Below are 15,755 nucleotides of genomic sequence, written 5' to 3'. Positions count from 1 at the left end.
GGGCGCCCGGCCTGCCGCTCAGGCCAGCAGCGTGACGTCCAACTCGCCCTCCGCGTACTGCCGGCGCAGCACCTTCTTGTCGAACTTGCCCACGCTCGTCTTGGGCACCGCCGGGATCACCGCCCACCGCTCCGGCAGCTGCCAGCGCGCGATCCGCTCGCCGAGGAACGCCTTCAGCTCCTCGTAGCCGATGGTCGCGCCCTGGATGAGCACCACCGTCGCCAGCGGCCGCTCGCCCCACTTGTCGTCCGGTACGGCGACCACCGCGGCCTCGGCGACATGCGGGTGGGCCATCAGGTGGTTCTCCAGCTCGACCGAGGAGATCCATTCGCCGCCGGACTTGATGACGTCCTTGGCGCGGTCGGTCAGCGTCAGATAGCCGTTCGGGGTGATGGTGCCGACGTCGCCGGTGCGCAGCCAGCCGTCGGGGCTGAACTTGTCCTCGGGGCGCAGCGGTTCGCCCTGGGCGCCGCCGTAGTAGGCGCCGGCGATCCACGGGCCGCGGACCTCCAGCTCGCCCGCCGCGGTGCCGTCGTGGGGAAGCTGTTCGCCGCCGGGGCCGATCAGCCGGGCCTCGACGGAGGCGGGGAAGCGGCCCTGGGTGGCGCGGTAGGCCCACTCGTCGTCGCCGCTGACCCCGGCGGGCGGGTGGGAGACGCTGCCCAGCGGGGAGGTCTCGGTCATGCCCCAGGCGTGCACGACACGGATGCCGTGGCGCTCCTCGAAGCCGCGCATCAGGGCGGGCGGGCAGGCGGAGCCGCCGATGACGACGGTCCGCAGGCAGGCGACGTCGTACTGCCCGGCGTCGAGTTCGGCGAGCAGGCCCTGCCAGATGGTCGGGACGGCGGCGCCGATGGTGGGACGTACCGTCCGGATCATCTCGGCGAGCGGCGCGGGCTGCAGGAAGCGGTCCGGCATCAGCAGCGAGGCACCGGCCATGAAGGCGGCGTGCGGCAGGCCCCAGGCGTTGACGTGGAACATCGGCACGACCGGCAGCGTGATGTCGCGCGAGGTGAGCGCGAACGCCTCGGCGGTGTTGACCTGCATCGAGTGCAGGTACAGCGAACGGTGGCTGTAGAGCACGCCCTTGGGGTCGCCGGTGGTCCCCGAGGTGTAGCAGAGGGCCGCGGCCTCCCGCTCGTCGATCTCCGGCCAGTCGTAGGTCTCCGGCCGCCCGGCGATCAGCTCCTCGTAGTCGTGCACCCGCACCCGGCCGCCCGCCAGCAGGGAGTGGTCGCCGGGGCCGACGACCACGATGTGCGCGAGGTGCGGCAGCTGCGGCAGCAACGGGGCGAGCAGCGGCAGCAGGGTGCCGTTGACGAGCACCACGCGGTCCTCGGCGTGGTTGATGATCCACACCAGCTGCTCGGCGGGCAGCCGCAGGTTGAGGGTGTGCAGCACCGCCCCCGCGGAGGGGATCGCGAGGTAGGCCTCCAGGTGCTCGGCGTTGTTCCACATGAGGGTGCCGACCCGCTCCTCGTCGGCGACGGACAGCTCGTCGCGCAGCGCATGGGCCAGCTGGGCGGCGCGGTCGCCGATCTCGGCGAAGGTGCGGCGATGGGGTTCGGGCTCGCCGGTCCATGTCGTCACGGTCGCCTGTCCGTGGACAGTCCGGCCGTGCTCCAGAATCCGGCTGATCAGCAGGGGTACGTCTTGCATGGTGCTGTACACAGAGCCTCCCGAGGGTGCCGTCGCCGCATCGCGACCGGTGGGACGATTCTGCGCACATACCGGGCGGTATGTCACTACCCGGCGGTAGCGCGGCCCCTTCCGGTGTCGCCCACGGATCCGGTTCCCACCTGGGGTGAATCCGGCTCTCGTGATCTTCGGCACCGGGGCCATGACGCACGAGGGGAACAGGAAGCTTGCCGACACCCCGTCGCCGTCAGCCGGGTAAACCCGTAGGCCCGTTCTCCGCACATCTTCGACTCGAACAAGGCGGAAGCTTGTCCGAAAATAGCTCGTGCCGGTGATTGATCCTTTGTACGGTCAGAAAACCACTGAACGGGGGGATTTCCATGATTCGTCGTGCCTCACTGGCCGCCGCCGCGTGTGCGGCCGTTGGTTTCTCGCTTCTCACGGTTCCGGCTCACGCGGCCGGATCCGAGGCGGCGCCCGCCCGCGCGTCGCAGGCGGTGGCGTCGGGGTCGGACCATGTCAAGTGCACCAGCATGAGCAACGGCCAGCTCTGCATCGTCATGAACAGCCGGCCCCAGTCCATCGACATCATCTACACCAAGAAGAGCGGCTCGGACATCAAGGCGCAGCTCGGGTACCGGATGAGCGGTTCGTCCTCGTACGCCGGGCTGGAGACCATCAGCAAGGGCGACCGGGCCACCCAGACCTGGAAGATGAGCTGGCCCTGCAAGAGCGCCGTCGGCCTGATCAAGGTCCAGGGACAGGGGACCTTCGAGACCCCGTCGGCGACGTTCCCGGGCTGCTGACGCGGTAGCACAGGACAGCAAGGGGGAGGGGCCCGCCAGGAGCGGGCCCCTTTCGCATGCCCGCACGCGCCCGGCGGGTCACCCGGTTACCCGGTCACCCCGCGCCCCGGTTGCTCGTTCACCCGGTTACCGGCCGTGCAACGTCACCGGCTCCGCGGAACGAACCCCTACCGAAGGAGCGTCCATGCGCCCCCACCTCACCCGTTTCCTCGTCGCCGCCGCCCTGGGCGGTGCCGGTGTGCTCGCGGCGTCCGGTGCCGCCCAGGCGGCGTCGCAGGCCGCACCGGTCCCGCGGGCCTCCGGCGACGGCCCGTCCCTGGTACGGCCGCTGTTCGGCGGGCAGTTCGATCCGGTGGCCGGGATGGGCGGCGGGGTGATCTCCGGCGGCGGGAAGCCGGTGTACACCCACGCCGACGGCCGGTCCTGAGCAGAGCGCCCCGTCCCGGGCACGCCGGCCGGCCGCTCACGAGCGCCGGTCGGCCGCCGGGGTCACCGCCTGGAGGACCAGCACCGACAGATCGTCCTCGACGGGCCCGGTGCCGAAGTCGTGCGCGGCGCGCCGTACGTGCTCGGCGAGGGCCTTGGCGCCCAGCCCCATGCCGTCCCGCAGCACCTCGATCAGGCCGTCGTTGTCGTCCAACTGCCAGTTGCCGCACCGGCGTTCGGTGACCCCGTCGGTCACGCACAGCAGCGTCTCGCCCGGCGCGAGGACGAAGGAGCTGGCGTGGAACTCGGTGCCCTCGTCGATACCGAGCAGCATCTGCGGGTCGGAGGCCGCCTCGACGCTGCCGTCGACGAACATGTGCAGCGGCGGCGGGTGGCCGGCGGTGGCGACCGTGCAGCGGGCGCCGGGGACGCCCGGATCGACCTCCAGCTCGCCGTACAGCAGGCTCAGGAAGCGGGACGTGGCCTGCTCGCCGCCCATCTCCACCGCCTCCGCGCTCTCCTCGGCCATGGCCAGGTTCAGCCGGCCGAGCACCGACTCGACGCCATGGCCCTCGCGCGCCAGCAGCCGCACCAGATGGCGCGCCAGACCGGTCACGGACATCGCCTCGGGATCCTTGCCCTGTACGTCCCCGAGCAGGAAGCACCAGCGGCGCTCGCCCATCGGGAAGACGTCGTAGAAGTCGCCGCCGACGGTCTGCCCCTCGCCGTGCGGCTCGTAGACGATCGCCGTGTCGACGCCGACGATGCTGGCGAGCGTCGCGGGCAGCTGCCGGCGCTGGAGCGCCAGGCTGATCGTGGTCTGCCGGGTGTACTGGCGGGCGGTGTACACGGCCTGGGCGACCCGGCGTGCCACGTCCTCGACCATCCGCACCACGGTGTCGGTCATCTGGAGGTGGCCCGCGCGGCCGAGCAGCAGCATGCCCTGATCGACGTCGCGGGCCACGAGGGGGAAGGCGAGCGCCGACCCGCCCGAGGGGGACGCACCGGCGCATTCCGGCCAGGGCCAGGGGGTGCCGGCGGTGCGGATGATGTCGGACGGCGGGTCCCGTTCCAGTTCGTCGCGGAGCGGGGCGATCCGCCGCTCGTCGACGTGCCAGACCCGCGACAGCTGCACGCCGCCGCCCTCCGTGGTCAGCCAGATGGCACACCAGTCGGCGAGCCGCGGCACCAGCAGCTGGGCGGCGAGCGCGGTGACCATGTCCTGGTCGAGCTGCCCGGCCAGCAGCTCGCTGGTCTCGGCGAGGAAGGACGGGCCGCCGCGGTCGGCCCACTCGGCGGCGAACCCGTGCGGGCGGCGGCGCGGGGCCGCGGGGCCGGCCGGGGCCACGGGCATCGCGGGGGCGCGCGACTCGCGCGAGGGCACGGCGCGGGGGCGCAGCGGCTCGCCCTCGGTGGCCTCCAGCCGGAACCAGACGGTCTTCACGGCCCGGCGGTAGGTCACGCCCCAGGCCTCCGCCAGCGCGCTCACCAGCTGGAGCCCGTACCCCGGCTCTCCGGTGCGGGCGTCGACCCCGCCGCGTACGCCCCGGGCGGGGTGGCGGTCGGAGACCTCGACCACCACGCCCACCTTGGCCGGGCGGCGCTCGCCGTTTCCCTCGGGGTCGGGCCCGCCGTGTTCCAGGCGGCAGGTCACGTCGATATCGGTGCCGGCGTACATCACGGCGTTGGTGACCAGCTCGCTGGTGAGCAGGACGGCGTCGTGGATGAGCTCCGCGCTGATCGCCGCCGCGCCGGGCCCGGCCGTGGCGGAGGGCGCCGTCGCCCGCTCGGTGAGCAGGGCGCGCACGAATTTCCGGGCACCGGCGGCCGCGAGCTGGTTCGCGGGCAGCCCTTTCCGGGACACGGATTCCGTCGTGTGCGGGGAGGACAGCGGTACCACTGCGCCCCCTGAATAAGCCGGGAAAAACTCATTACAAGCGCTTTATACTATGTCATATCTGCCCAAATGGATCACCCTGCACGACTGGCGCTCTCCGCTTCGATCACTGGGGGGATGGTGTGTCATGGCGCTCGACCCGTCCCGGCCCGAGTCTGCTTCTCCGCCCCCAGAGCCTTCCGGGCCCACGGGGCCCCCGCAGCCCGCCTCCCCGCACGACGGGCAGTGGGTGCGGACCAGTGAGCTGCGCCCGCTGCTCGCCGCGATGAACGCGCTGCGCGACGGGGACTTCAGCGCACGTGTGGACATCCCGCAGGACGGCTCCGCCGCGGACGGCGTGGTGGCCGACATGACGGGCGTCTTCAACCAGGTCGTGGCCCGTAACGCCCACCTGGCCTCCGAGCTGCAACGCGTCCGCGGCGAGATCATCCGGCAGGGGCGGCTGGACGAGCGGATCTCCGCCAGCCCCGGCCAGGGGACCTGGACCACGAACATCGAGGCGGCCAACACCGTGCTCCAGGCGCTGGTGGTCCCGCTCGCCAAGGCGACCCGGGTGCTGGACGCGGTGGCCGACGGCGATCTGACCCAGCGGGTCGACCTGCACGACGGCAACCGCCAGCTCCGCGGCGATCTGCGCCGGCTGGGCAGCGGCGTGAACCGCATGGTCGACCAGCTGTCGCTGTTCACCGGCGAGGTCACCCGGGTCGCCCGCGAGGTCGGCACCGAGGGCCGGCTGGGCGGCCGGGCCAAGGTCCAGGGGCTCTCCGGCGACTGGCTCCATGTGACCGAGGCGGTCAACACCATGGCGTCGCGGCTGACCGCGCAGGTCCGCGACATCGCCGTGGTCACCACCGCGGTGGCCACCGGCGACCTGACCCAGCAGGTGACGGTCGAGGCCACCGGCGAGCTGCTGGAGCTGAAGCTCACCGTCAACAAGATGGTGGACCAGCTGCGGGCCTTCGCCGACGAGGTCACCCGGGTGGCCCGCGAGGTCGGCACCGAGGGGCAGCTCGGCGGCCGGGCGCAGGTCAGGGGTGTGTCCGGGGTCTGGAAGGACCTCACCGACAACGTCAACTTCATGGCGTCCAACCTGACCTGGCAGGTCCGCAACATCGCCCAGGTCACCACGGCCGTGGCCAACGGCGACCTGAGCCAGAAGATCACCGTGGACGCGCGGGGCGAGATCCTCGAACTGAAGTCGACGATCAACACGATGGTCGACCAGCTCTCCGCCTTCGCCGACGAGGTCACCCGCGTCGCCCGCGAGGTCGGCACCGAAGGCAGGCTGGGCGGCCGGGCGCAGGTCAGGGGCGTGTCCGGGGTCTGGCGGGACCTCACCGAGAGCGTCAACTTCATGGCGGACAACCTGACGTCCCAGGTCCGCAACATCGCTCTGGTCGCCACCGCCGTCGCGGAGGGCGACCTCGGCAAGACGATCACCGTCGAGGCCAAGGGCGAGATCCTCGAACTCAAGACGACGATCAACACGATGGTCGACCAGCTCTCCGCCTTCGCCGACGAGGTCACCCGCGTCGCCCGCGAGGTCGGCACCGAAGGAAACCTCGGCGGTCAGGCGCAGGTCAGGGACGTCTCCGGGGTCTGGAAGGACCTCACCGACAACGTCAACTTCATGGCGCTCAACCTGACCTCGCAGGTCCGCAACATCGCCCAGGTCACCACGGCCGTGGCCAACGGCGACCTGTCCAAGAAGATCGACGTCGACGCCCGCGGCGAGATCCTGGAGCTGAAGGAGACCGTCAACACGATGGTCCAGCAGCTGCGGGCGTTCGCCGACGAGGTCACCCGCGTGGCCCGCGAGGTCGGCACCGAGGGCCGGCTCGGCGGGCGCGCCCAGGTCCACGGCGTCTCCGGCGTCTGGAAGAACCTCACCGACAACGTCAACTCCATGGCCGACAACCTGACCTCCCAGGTCCGCAACATCGCCCAGGTCGCCACCGCCGTCGCCAAGGGCGACCTGTCCAAGAAGATCGACGTCGACGCCCGCGGCGAGATCCTCGAACTGAAGACGACCATCAACACGATGGTCGACACCCTGTCGTCGTTCTCGTCCGAGGTGACCCGGGTGGCCCGCGAGGTCGGCAGCGAGGGCCAGCTCGGCGGCCAGGCCCGGGTCGAGGGCGTCTACGGCACCTGGAAGCGGCTGACCACCAGCGTCAACGAACTGGCGCTGAACCTGACGACGCAGGTCCGCGCGATCGCCGAGGTGGCCAGCGCCGTCACCCAGGGCGACATGTCCGGCTCGATCACCGTGGACGCGCAGGGCGAGGTCGCGGCCCTGAAGAACAACGTCAACCTGATGGTCGCCAACCTCCGTGAGACCACCCGCGCCAAGGACTGGCTGGAGTCCAACCTCGCCCGTATCGCCAGCCTGATGCAGGGCCACCGCGACCTGGTCGAGGTCGCCGACCTGATCCTGCGCGAGCTGACCCCGCTGGTGAACGCGCAGTTCGGCGCGTTCTTCCTGGCCGAGGCGGGCGCCGAACCGGGCGAGGGCCTGGAGCTGATCGCCGGCTACGGCACCGGCCAGCCCGAGGGCCGCCGCTCCCTGCCGCGGCTGCGGCTGGGCACCCCCGGCTGGGGGCTGATCACCCAGGCCGCCATGGAGAAGAAGCGCATCGTCGTCGACGCCGTCCCGCCCGACTACATCACCATCAGCTCCGGGCTCGGCGCCGCGGCCCCGGCCAGCATCGTGATCCTCCCGGTCCTCTTCGAGGACCAGGTGCTCGGCGTGATCGAGCTGGCCTCCTTCAGCCGGTTCAGCGAGGTCCACCTCGCCTTCATCGACCAGTTCGTGAACACCATCGGCGTCTCGATCAACACCATCATCGCCAACTCCCGTACGGAGTCGCTGCTGTCGGAGTCCCAGCGGCTGACCGCCGAGCTGCGCCAGCGCTCCGACGAGCTCCAGCTGACGAACGCCGAGCTGGAGGAGAAAGCGGCGCTCCTGGCCACCTCCTCGCAGTACAAGTCGGAGTTCTTGGCGAACATGTCGCACGAGCTGCGCACCCCGCTGAACTCCCTGCTGGTGCTCTCCCGCCTCCTCGCCGACAACCCCGACGGCCGGCTCTCCACCCAGGAGGTCGAATTCGCCGTCACCATCCACCGCGCGGGCTCCGACCTCCTCCAGCTCATCAACGACATCCTCGACCTGTCGAAGATCGAGGCCGGCCGGATGGACGTGCACCCCAAGACCCTGCCGCTGATCAAGCTGCTCGACTACGTGCGCGCCACCTTCCGGCCGCTCACCGTCGACCGCGGCCTCACCTTCGACGTCACGGTCGGCGACGACGTCCCCAAGGAACTCTTCTCCGACGAACAGCGCCTCCAGCAGATCCTGCGCAACCTCCTGTCCAACGCCGTGAAGTTCACCTCCTCGGGAAGCGTGGAACTCATCGTCCAGCGCGTACCGGGCACGGACTTCGAGGAGGAATCCCTGCGCACCGCCGACGACGTCATCGCCCTCTCCGTGAAGGACACCGGCATCGGCATCTCCCCGGAGAAGCTCGACGGCATCTTCGAGGCGTTCCAGCAGTCCGACGGCACCACCAACCGCAAATACGGCGGCACCGGTCTCGGCCTGTCCATCAGCCGCGACATGGCCGCGCTGCTCGGCGGCCGGATCATCGCCGAGAGCGAGCCGGGCGTCGGCTCGACCTTCACCCTGTACGTGCCCGCGCGCTACACCGGCCCCTTCCCCGCGCCGAGCCCCACCGCGGCGACCCGCCCCGCGGACAGCACCGCACAGGCCGGCCCCGCCCGCCCCGTCCTGGCCGAGCAGCTCTCGGCCACGCCCGCGCCCGCGACCACCTCCGGCGGCTCGCCCACGTCCGGCGATGTCTTCCCCACCACGGAGGAGCACGAACAGGCACCGCACCTGGGCGCCGCCTCCCCCGACGGCGGTGATGTCACCTGGCCCGAGACCACCCGCCTCAAGGACTGGCTCAGCGGACGCCCCGGCGAGGTACTGGCCAGGCGCCGCATCCTCATCGTCGACGACGACATCCGCAACGTCTTCGCGCTCACGCACGTACTGGGCCGGGTCGGCATCAGCGTCAAGTACGCCGAGAACGGCCGCGAGGGCCTGGAGGTCCTCGACCGGACGCCGGACGTCTCGCTGGTGCTGATGGACATCATGATGCCCGAAATGGATGGTTACGAGATGATCAAGGCGATCCGTCAAGCACCACGGTTCGCGGACCTGCCGGTCATTGCGCTCACCGCGAAGGCCATGCCGGGCGACCGCGAGAAGGCGATCGAGAGCGGGGCCAACGACTACATCCCCAAGCCGGTGGACGTGGACCGGCTGCTGACCGTGATCTGCGGGCTCCTGGACCCGGAGGACACGAATCCGGTGCCGCGGGACGACGACGGTCCCGGCGAGGGCGACGGCGCCCGGGACGGCGACGACTCCGGGGAGGCCGGCGGCTCCGATGACGACGGCGGCTCCGGTGACGACGGCCAGGCAGCGACGGGGGAGCCCTCATGACCGCACCGGACACCTCGTCCAGCATCCTCATCGTCGACGACATGGAGGAGAACCTCGTCGCGCTGGAAGCCGTACTGGGCTCGCTCGCCCAGAAGGTGGTCCGGGCACGCTCCGGCGAAGAGGCCCTCAAGGCCATGCTCCGCGAGGAGTTCGCGGTCGTCCTCATCGATGTACTGATGCCGGGCATGAACGGGTTCGAGACCGCCGCCAACATCAAGGGCCTGGACCAGACGAAGGACGTCCCGATCATCCTCCTCACCGGCGCCTCGGTCGACCCGAACTACGCCTACCGCGGCTACACGGTCGGCGCCGCCGACTTCCTCATCAAGCCCTTCGACCCCTGGCTGCTGCGCACCAAGGTCAACGTCTTCTTGGACCTGCACCGCAAGAACCGCCAACTGGCGGCCCAGGCCGAACAGTTGAAGCGCCTGCTGACCTCGGAGGACCGCCCCGGGGGCGAGGGCCCGCCGCCGGCAGCCACGACGACGGCCGCCGGCGATACGGAAACGGCTCCCCCTCCCGCGCCCGCGGTGTCGACCTCGGCTCCGGCCACACCGTCGACCACGGAGGCGGCTTCGGCCCCGCCGTCCGCCGCGGCGGCTCCACCACCGGCGCCCCAGGGCAGCGAGGGGCAGGGCCGGCAGCAGACGGCCGGGCAGCAGACGGGGCAGCACACCGCGCACCCGCCCCTGCCGCCGGAGGGCCCCGGCGCCCCCGCACCCCCCGAGCCGCCCCCGCAGCCCGGGGCAGCGCCCGCGGGTGACGCCGCCCGCCTCGCGGAGATCGCCGGCCAGCTCGCCGAGGTGGAACTCCTCCTGCGCGACGCGAAGGGCTCCGACAAGGAGCGCCTCGCCGACCGCATCACCGAACTGGAGGAGGCCGTCGGCAGGTTGATGGTGAGCCGGGGTACGTGACGCCTGCCGCCCGGCATCGGGCCGCTGACGGGGCAGGGCCGCGGCCGCCGTTGCCTCAGTCCGGCTTCCCGCCGGGCACCTCGTCGAGTTCCGCCGCCCAGCGTTCGGACCACCGGTACAGCCCCCGTAGCTCGTCGGAGGCGCCCTTGCCGAGCGGGGTGAGGCCGTAGCCGCCCTCGGCGTCGCGCTCCACCAGCCGGGCTTCCTGGAGTTCGGTGAGGCGCTGCCGCAGCACGCTGGAGGACATGCCGTCGCACCGCTGCTGCAACGGGCGGAACCCCAGGGTCCCGCCCCGCAGTTCCCACAGGATGCGCAAGGTCCAGCGCCGCCCGAAGAGGTCGAGCGCGGCCATCAGCGGGCGGCCGGTGGTGGAGCCCCGTACGGGGTGCCGGGGTTTCGGTGCTGCCGTCATCGTCGTTGCCGTCCTTCGCCGGGAGGGTGGCGCTTCGGTTTCAGAAACATTAGCCTTCCGCAGGCGCTTCGAAATTCGAAGCGATGGAGGGAGGACGCATGCCGTCCCGGATACCACCGCTCGACGCCCCATACCCCGCCAAGGCCGCCGCCGTACTGCGCCGCATGATGCCCGGCGAGGAGGAGCCCCTCACCCTCTTCCGGATGTACGCACGCCATGTGCCGCTGGCCGAGGCGCTGCACGGCTGGGGTTCGTACCAGCTCAGCCGGCGCCTCCGCCTGGGCCTGCGGGACCGCGAGGTCATCATCGACCGCATCTGCGCCCTGTGCGGCTGCGAGTACGAATGGGGCGTGCACATCGCGCGCTTCGCCCCGCGCGCCGGGCTGACTCCCGAGCAGATCGGCTCACTGACGCACGGATCGAGCGCGGACCCCTGCTGGACCACGGAACGCGACCGGCTGCTCCTGGACGCCGCCGACGCGCTGCACACCCACCACGATCTCGACGACGCCCTGTGGGAGCGGCTCGCGGCCGAGTTCGACCCGGAACAGCTCCTGGACCTGCTGATGCTGTGCGGCTGGTACCACGCGATCAGCTTCACCGCCCGCGCCACCCGGCTCGCCCCGGAACCCGGTGCACCGCGGTTCCATGATTTCCCGCGCCCGGCGCACCAGGCACCGTGACGACACCCCCGGCGGCCCGGCCCGTCGGCCGCTTTCGTGCGGCACCACCCAAAAGCCGTGCCGACGGCGCCCCATGGACACCGCCGACACGGCCCGATTCAGGACGCGTGACGCCAAGAAAGCTACGCTTCCGGGCCTTCGTGAGCGCTCTTGCCACGAGGCCCCGGCACCTTGTTGACAGTAAAGGCGTAAATTCCCCCGAGGACGAATAGCGCCAGATACTGGGCCCAGATGACGTCATCGAGCGCTCGGTTCACCGCGATGACCACGCCGGCCCAGAGAAGAGTAAATGCAATCTTGGCCATCAGAATTTCCTCAGCCTCAGGCGAGCGACGAGAGGCAGCCGGTGGCTCCGGCGACCACGGTCTTGCTCGCGATGTCCTTGGCCACGTCCTTGCTGACGTACCGGCCGACGATCAGTGCACCGGCCCCGCCGATCGCCCCCTTGATCAGACAGTTCTTCACCATCTTGATCATCTTGGTGTTGTGCATCAGGTAGGCGCAGTCGTCCTTGCTCTTGGACATGATGCACATCGAACGGGCTTCTTCGATGGGGTTCACCATGTTCGACTGAGCCACGGGCCGCGGATTCGACTCCGCGTAGGCCACGCCGGTGCCACTGGCGAGGACGATGCCTCCCAGCATGACGGCCGACATCGCACCCGAGACAAGGCTCTTCATTGAATTTCCCCGATTCAACTTCATTATTCGGCGCGGACATTGGTCAGATGCCGCGCTCTCTTTGCCACGCACAAACGTACTAGCCGTATTAGGCATCCGGAAACCCGGTTGAGCGGATCTTGAGCTTGACGATTTTGTGAAACTCGCGCGTGCAGTCGATCTTCGCTTTTCGGCTGACTGATACTCAATGTCCAATTATTGGCGGGCACGGGGCAGTGGCGAAGCCTGGGGTGACGAGCGGGTGACGAGCGGGTGATGAGTGGGGTGACGAGAGGAGCGACGAGCTGCCCGCACTCCCGGGCGAGTTGGGCGGAGCCGTCTCTCCCCCCTCGCCCGTCCGGGCCCGGTGAGCGGGGCCGGACGGGCGCGGGCGAGCAGGGCCGCCGGCCGGCGCAGGGTGGCCGGGAGTCCGGTCGTCAGGGCGGCGCGTACGGCCTCCGGGGAGGCCCCGCACTCCAGCCAGGCGGCGACGGGCGGAGTGAGCCGCTCGATGTCCCGCACGGAGAGCAGCAGGCGGGGATCGTCGTGGCGGAGGTGGGCGAGAAGGGCGGCGGCCGGGGTGTGGGCGGCGAGCCCGATCGCCGGACCGGACAGGGACCGGTGCTGGGTGAGGTGGTTGCCGACGATCGTGTAGCCGGGATGCTGACACTCGGTCATCTTCTGTACGACGGGGCTCGACGGCCGGCGCCCGGCCGAGGTCGCGGCAACCGTGGGCTTTTATGACCAAGCCCCTCTGCACCGGCACTTCACCCGGCACGTGGGCGCGACCCCGGCACGTGGGCACGACCCCGGCACGCTACGCGGGCCGGTCGCGCAGCACCAGGCATTGCCCCCCAGAGGCCGTGCTGCGTATGGAGCGCCTGCGGTAGCAGAAGAGCGGCCCCCGCCGTGGGCGGGAGCCGCAGGGACGTCAGGTGTGTGCCTGGCGCCGGTTGGTGTGGCCGGCTTCGGGAGGGCCGAGACGCATGAGGGCGAGGACGGTGTCGAGGTCGTCGCCCTGGTGCGGGTCGTCGGCCATGCGATTGCGGTGGCGGGCGCCGCAGCCGGTGCACCGGTGGACGATCATGTAGCCCTTGGCGGAGTGGTGCTCGACGGCGACCGGGCGCATGAGCGCGCGACAGTCGTGGGCACGGTCTCCGGGCACGATGTCCACGTGCAGCGAATGCAGGCAGTGCGGGCAGTGGTTGCGGTAGCTTCCGTTGACCAACCGCGCGACTGCCTTGCCGCAGTTTTCGCAGGTGAAGCCGGTGTTTTCGGTTGTTCTGCTGATGGTGCTGCTCCTCAGCGAGTCGAAGGGGTCTTCAACTCGGAGGCGCAGGGTTCCGTTCGTTCTCCCCCTGCCGGAGCAGGGGTCGCGGGCTTGACCGGGGAGTGACGCGGTTCACCGCCGCTCTGAGGCGGGCGATTACTTCCGGCTCCAGCTTCACCGGAGTGCGCTTGCAGCTCCGGATCCGGACCACGACCGGGTTTGTGCATTTGTCCCGGCCACTGTCACGCGGGTGTGCCACGTGCCGCCGGTAGGTGTCCGTCCGGTCTCACTGCCGTCGGCGTCGTCCCCCGTCAGGCAGCGTCAGCAGCGGCATGCTCGATCGTGATCACGCCACCTCCTTGATCTGCTGGTTCTCCGTGGCCGGTCGGTGTGGCCCCGGAGGCTCTCCCCATCGTATTCGGGGGCCCGCGGTCGTGAGGAAGAGTGCTGGTCGGGCGGCTTGTGCAGGGCGGGAGCGGAGGGGCGGCCCGAGACGCGGCGGAGGCGCGTAGGAGGTGCCTGCGCGGGGCGCCCGACCGGGTACTGCGGGGCCGGATCAGGCCGAGAGCATCCCGAGTTCGGGGTCCTCGCGGAGTTTGGCCAGGGCACGGGAGACGGCGCTCTTGACCGTGCCGATGGAGACCTCCATGACCTCGGCGGTCTGGGCCTCGCTCAGGTCCTCGTAGTACCTGAGGACGACCATGGCCCGCTGGCGGGCGGGCAGGCGCATCACCGCGCGCCACATCGCGTCGCGCAGGCCCTGGAGTTCGGCCGGGTCGGGCGCGGGCAGCGGGTCCGGCTCCGGCAGTTCGTCGACGGCGAATTCGTCGACCTTGCGCTTGCGCCACTGGGAGGTGCGGGTGTTGATCAGCGCGCGGCGGACGTAGCCGTCCAGGGCGCGGTGGTCCTCGATGCGGTCCCAGGCCACGAAGGTCTTGGCCAGGGCGGTTTGGAGGAGGTCCTCGGCGTCGTTCGGGTTGGCGGACAGCGACCGCGCGGTGCGCAGCAGGACCGGCCCCCGGGCCCGTACATAGGACGAGAATGTCGGGAACACAGCGGCGGTCGAAGCGCTTGTGCACACTGGCGTGGTCATGTGGACCACGCTAGGAGCGAGGATCGTCGGGCGGATCGCCCCAGGGTGCCGAAGCGCTATCCGACTCAAGTTGTACGGGTGGGGCCGGCTCCACCTCCTCTGGGGGGACGGGCCCTTGCGTTCCCCTGAGTTCCCCTGAGTTCCCACTGCGGGTCGGGACGGCTCGTTCGTCCGCATTTCCCGGAATTCACTTTGCGGGGCGCGGCGGCGCGTGCCCCTGAGTTCCCCTGAGTTCCCTCTGCGGGTCGAGACGGCGCGTACCCCCTGGGTACTGGGTGCGGCGCGGGGGCGATCCTGCCGTGAGCAACCTTCCGACCGGTTCACGGGTCACGTATCCGATCATGCGCGGTCACAGCGCGCACGCCGCCCCTCGTGGCGGCCGTCCCACTCCGTACGAAGGGCCTCGATGAAGCTTCACCCCGTTCTGGCGACCGCAGCTGTCACGGCTGTCCTCGGCCCCCTGGCACTGCTCTCGGCTCCGGGCGCATACGCGGCGGGCGGGGCGCCCGCGGCCGCCGAAAGCCGCCCGGCGGCCGCCGCCACCGCGTCGGCATCGGCATCGGCATCGGCATCACCCTCGGCCGCAGCAGCCGGCTCGGCCGCCTCCGAGGCGTCGGCGAAGCCGGGCGCCGAGCCGTCCGCCACCTACACCCGCCCGGCCTTCTGCTCGGGGATACCCGACGAGGACCGCGGCAAGACGGGGCTGCGCGGACTCCCGAGCAAGATCGTCGCGGGCTCCGGCTGGCACGGGTTCACCTACCGCGTCACCAATGTCTCCACGATCAAGGTGATGGAGACCGATGTCTCCCTCATGCTCGGCACCGCCGACCCGAAGATCGATGACGTCGCCGAACTGTCCGTCACGGTCCAGTGGTTCAGTCCGGCGACCGGCAAGTGGAAGCCCATCGAGGGCGAAGGCGCCGCGTTCCGCGACAACGACGAGTTCGCCACCATCAAGAGCCTGAAGCCGGGCGAGTACGCGGACGCCGAGATGCGCATCAAGATCGGCGGGAAGGCGAAGGCGGGCGCAGGCTACTTCTTCACCCTCGGCCATTCGTACGGCGAGGACGGCCAGTGCGGGTTCGACAAGATCAGCCAGTTCAACTTCACGGTTCTGCCCGCCGGCAGCCGGCCCGGCAAGGTCGTGGACGCCAAGGGGCGGCCGGGTAAGCCGGGCAAGGCCGGTCCGCTGGGGAAGGACGGCGGGCGGGGGACGGCCGGTCCCCTGGAGAAGACCGCGCACCACCTCTCGCCGCAGGGCACACTCGACGAGCTCCCGGTCTCCGGCAAGCTCGCCGAGACCGGATCCTCCGACGCGCTGCGGACCGTCGCCGCGACAGGCGGCGCGGCGGTCCTCGCGGGCGTCGGCACCGTACTCGTCGTGCGGCGTCGCAGGGCCGGTTCCGCGCAGTAGGGCGAGAGCCGGCGTCGGTACGCGGTCGGGCCGGT

The 15,755-nt window shown here is 70.8% G+C and carries 14 protein-coding genes; 6 read left to right on the top strand and 8 right to left on the bottom strand.

Annotated elements, in window-relative coordinates; all coding sequences use genetic code 11:
- Positions 1 to 18: 18 nt before the first annotated feature.
- On the bottom strand, positions 19 to 1,671 hold the full coding sequence (locus AB0411_RS09620) for a long-chain fatty acid--CoA ligase (RefSeq protein WP_366416699.1): 1,653 nt from the start codon (positions 1,669 to 1,671) through the stop codon (positions 19 to 21).
- A 500-nt stretch (positions 1,672 to 2,171) separates the two neighbouring features.
- Here AB0411_RS09620 and AB0411_RS09615 point away from each other — a divergent pair, with 500 nt between their 5' ends.
- Together AB0411_RS09615 and AB0411_RS09610 are read left to right on the top strand one after the other, a co-directional pair.
- Positions 2,172 to 2,444 carry a hypothetical protein gene (locus tag AB0411_RS09615; RefSeq protein WP_366416698.1) on the top strand — a complete coding sequence of 91 codons (273 nt, stop codon included), beginning with the start codon at positions 2,172 to 2,174 and terminating at the stop codon, positions 2,442 to 2,444.
- A gap of 184 nt (positions 2,445 to 2,628) precedes the next feature.
- Positions 2,629 to 2,871: a hypothetical protein gene (locus AB0411_RS09610; RefSeq protein WP_366416697.1), complete on the top strand. Its 243-nt coding sequence runs from the start codon at positions 2,629 to 2,631 to the stop codon at positions 2,869 to 2,871.
- Between the two features lie 36 nt (positions 2,872 to 2,907).
- On the opposite strand, the gene AB0411_RS09605 is transcribed toward AB0411_RS09610, so the two are convergent.
- The gene (locus tag AB0411_RS09605) at positions 2,908 to 4,734 is read right to left on the bottom strand and encodes a SpoIIE family protein phosphatase (RefSeq protein ID WP_366416696.1); all 1,827 of its coding nucleotides are present in this window, start codon (positions 4,732 to 4,734) and stop codon (positions 2,908 to 2,910) included.
- Between the two features lie 298 nt (positions 4,735 to 5,032).
- Here AB0411_RS09605 and AB0411_RS09600 point away from each other — a divergent pair, with 298 nt between their 5' ends.
- Positions 5,033 to 9,274, top strand: coding sequence for a HAMP domain-containing protein (locus tag AB0411_RS09600; protein WP_403146154.1), 4,242 nt, complete (start codon positions 5,033 to 5,035; stop codon positions 9,272 to 9,274).
- Positions 9,271 to 10,188, top strand: a complete 918-nt coding sequence (locus AB0411_RS09595) for a response regulator (RefSeq protein ID WP_366416694.1) — start codon at positions 9,271 to 9,273, stop codon at positions 10,186 to 10,188. Before AB0411_RS09600 ends, AB0411_RS09595 begins: the two co-directional genes overlap by 4 nt.
- Before the next feature lie 55 nt (positions 10,189 to 10,243).
- Here AB0411_RS09595 and AB0411_RS09590 read toward each other — a convergent pair whose 3' ends face one another.
- A complete protein-coding gene (locus tag AB0411_RS09590; RefSeq protein WP_366416693.1) occupies positions 10,244 to 10,600 on the bottom strand; it encodes a winged helix-turn-helix transcriptional regulator in 357 nt (118 codons plus the stop codon).
- Positions 10,601 to 10,698: 98 nt separating this feature from the next.
- Here AB0411_RS09590 and AB0411_RS09585 point away from each other — a divergent pair, with 98 nt between their 5' ends.
- The gene (locus tag AB0411_RS09585) at positions 10,699 to 11,283 is read left to right on the top strand and encodes a carboxymuconolactone decarboxylase family protein (protein ID WP_366416692.1); all 585 of its coding nucleotides are present in this window, start codon (positions 10,699 to 10,701) and stop codon (positions 11,281 to 11,283) included.
- Between the two features lie 122 nt (positions 11,284 to 11,405).
- Here AB0411_RS09585 and AB0411_RS09580 read toward each other — a convergent pair whose 3' ends face one another.
- From AB0411_RS09580 to AB0411_RS09555, 5 genes are all read right to left on the bottom strand, one after another.
- Positions 11,406 to 11,588 carry a hypothetical protein gene (locus AB0411_RS09580; RefSeq protein WP_159482010.1) on the bottom strand — a complete coding sequence of 61 codons (183 nt, stop codon included), beginning with the start codon at positions 11,586 to 11,588 and terminating at the stop codon, positions 11,406 to 11,408.
- A gap of 16 nt (positions 11,589 to 11,604) precedes the next feature.
- A complete protein-coding gene (locus tag AB0411_RS09575; protein WP_366416691.1) occupies positions 11,605 to 11,964 on the bottom strand; it encodes a hypothetical protein in 360 nt (119 codons plus the stop codon).
- Positions 11,965 to 12,159: 195 nt separating this feature from the next.
- Positions 12,160 to 12,621 (bottom strand): hypothetical protein, encoded by a 462-nt coding sequence (locus AB0411_RS38095; RefSeq protein ID WP_437041535.1) that lies wholly within the window; start codon positions 12,619 to 12,621, stop codon positions 12,160 to 12,162.
- 253 nt (positions 12,622 to 12,874) lie between these two features.
- The gene (locus AB0411_RS09560) at positions 12,875 to 13,234 is read right to left on the bottom strand and encodes an RNHCP domain-containing protein (RefSeq protein WP_366416933.1); all 360 of its coding nucleotides are present in this window, start codon (positions 13,232 to 13,234) and stop codon (positions 12,875 to 12,877) included.
- Between the two features lie 535 nt (positions 13,235 to 13,769).
- Positions 13,770 to 14,306: a SigE family RNA polymerase sigma factor gene (locus AB0411_RS09555; protein ID WP_366416690.1), complete on the bottom strand. Its 537-nt coding sequence runs from the start codon at positions 14,304 to 14,306 to the stop codon at positions 13,770 to 13,772.
- Positions 14,307 to 14,712: 406 nt separating this feature from the next.
- Between AB0411_RS09555 and AB0411_RS09550 the strand changes: the two genes are divergently transcribed.
- Positions 14,713 to 15,720, top strand: a complete 1,008-nt coding sequence (locus tag AB0411_RS09550; RefSeq protein ID WP_366416689.1) for a hypothetical protein — start codon at positions 14,713 to 14,715, stop codon at positions 15,718 to 15,720.
- Positions 15,721 to 15,755 lie beyond the last annotated feature (35 nt).

Source organism: Streptomyces angustmyceticus (genome assembly GCF_040701845.1).
GTDB lineage: Bacteria > Actinomycetota > Actinomycetes > Streptomycetales > Streptomycetaceae > Streptomyces > Streptomyces angustmyceticus_A.
This window is presented reverse-complemented; position numbering and strand designations above follow the sequence as displayed.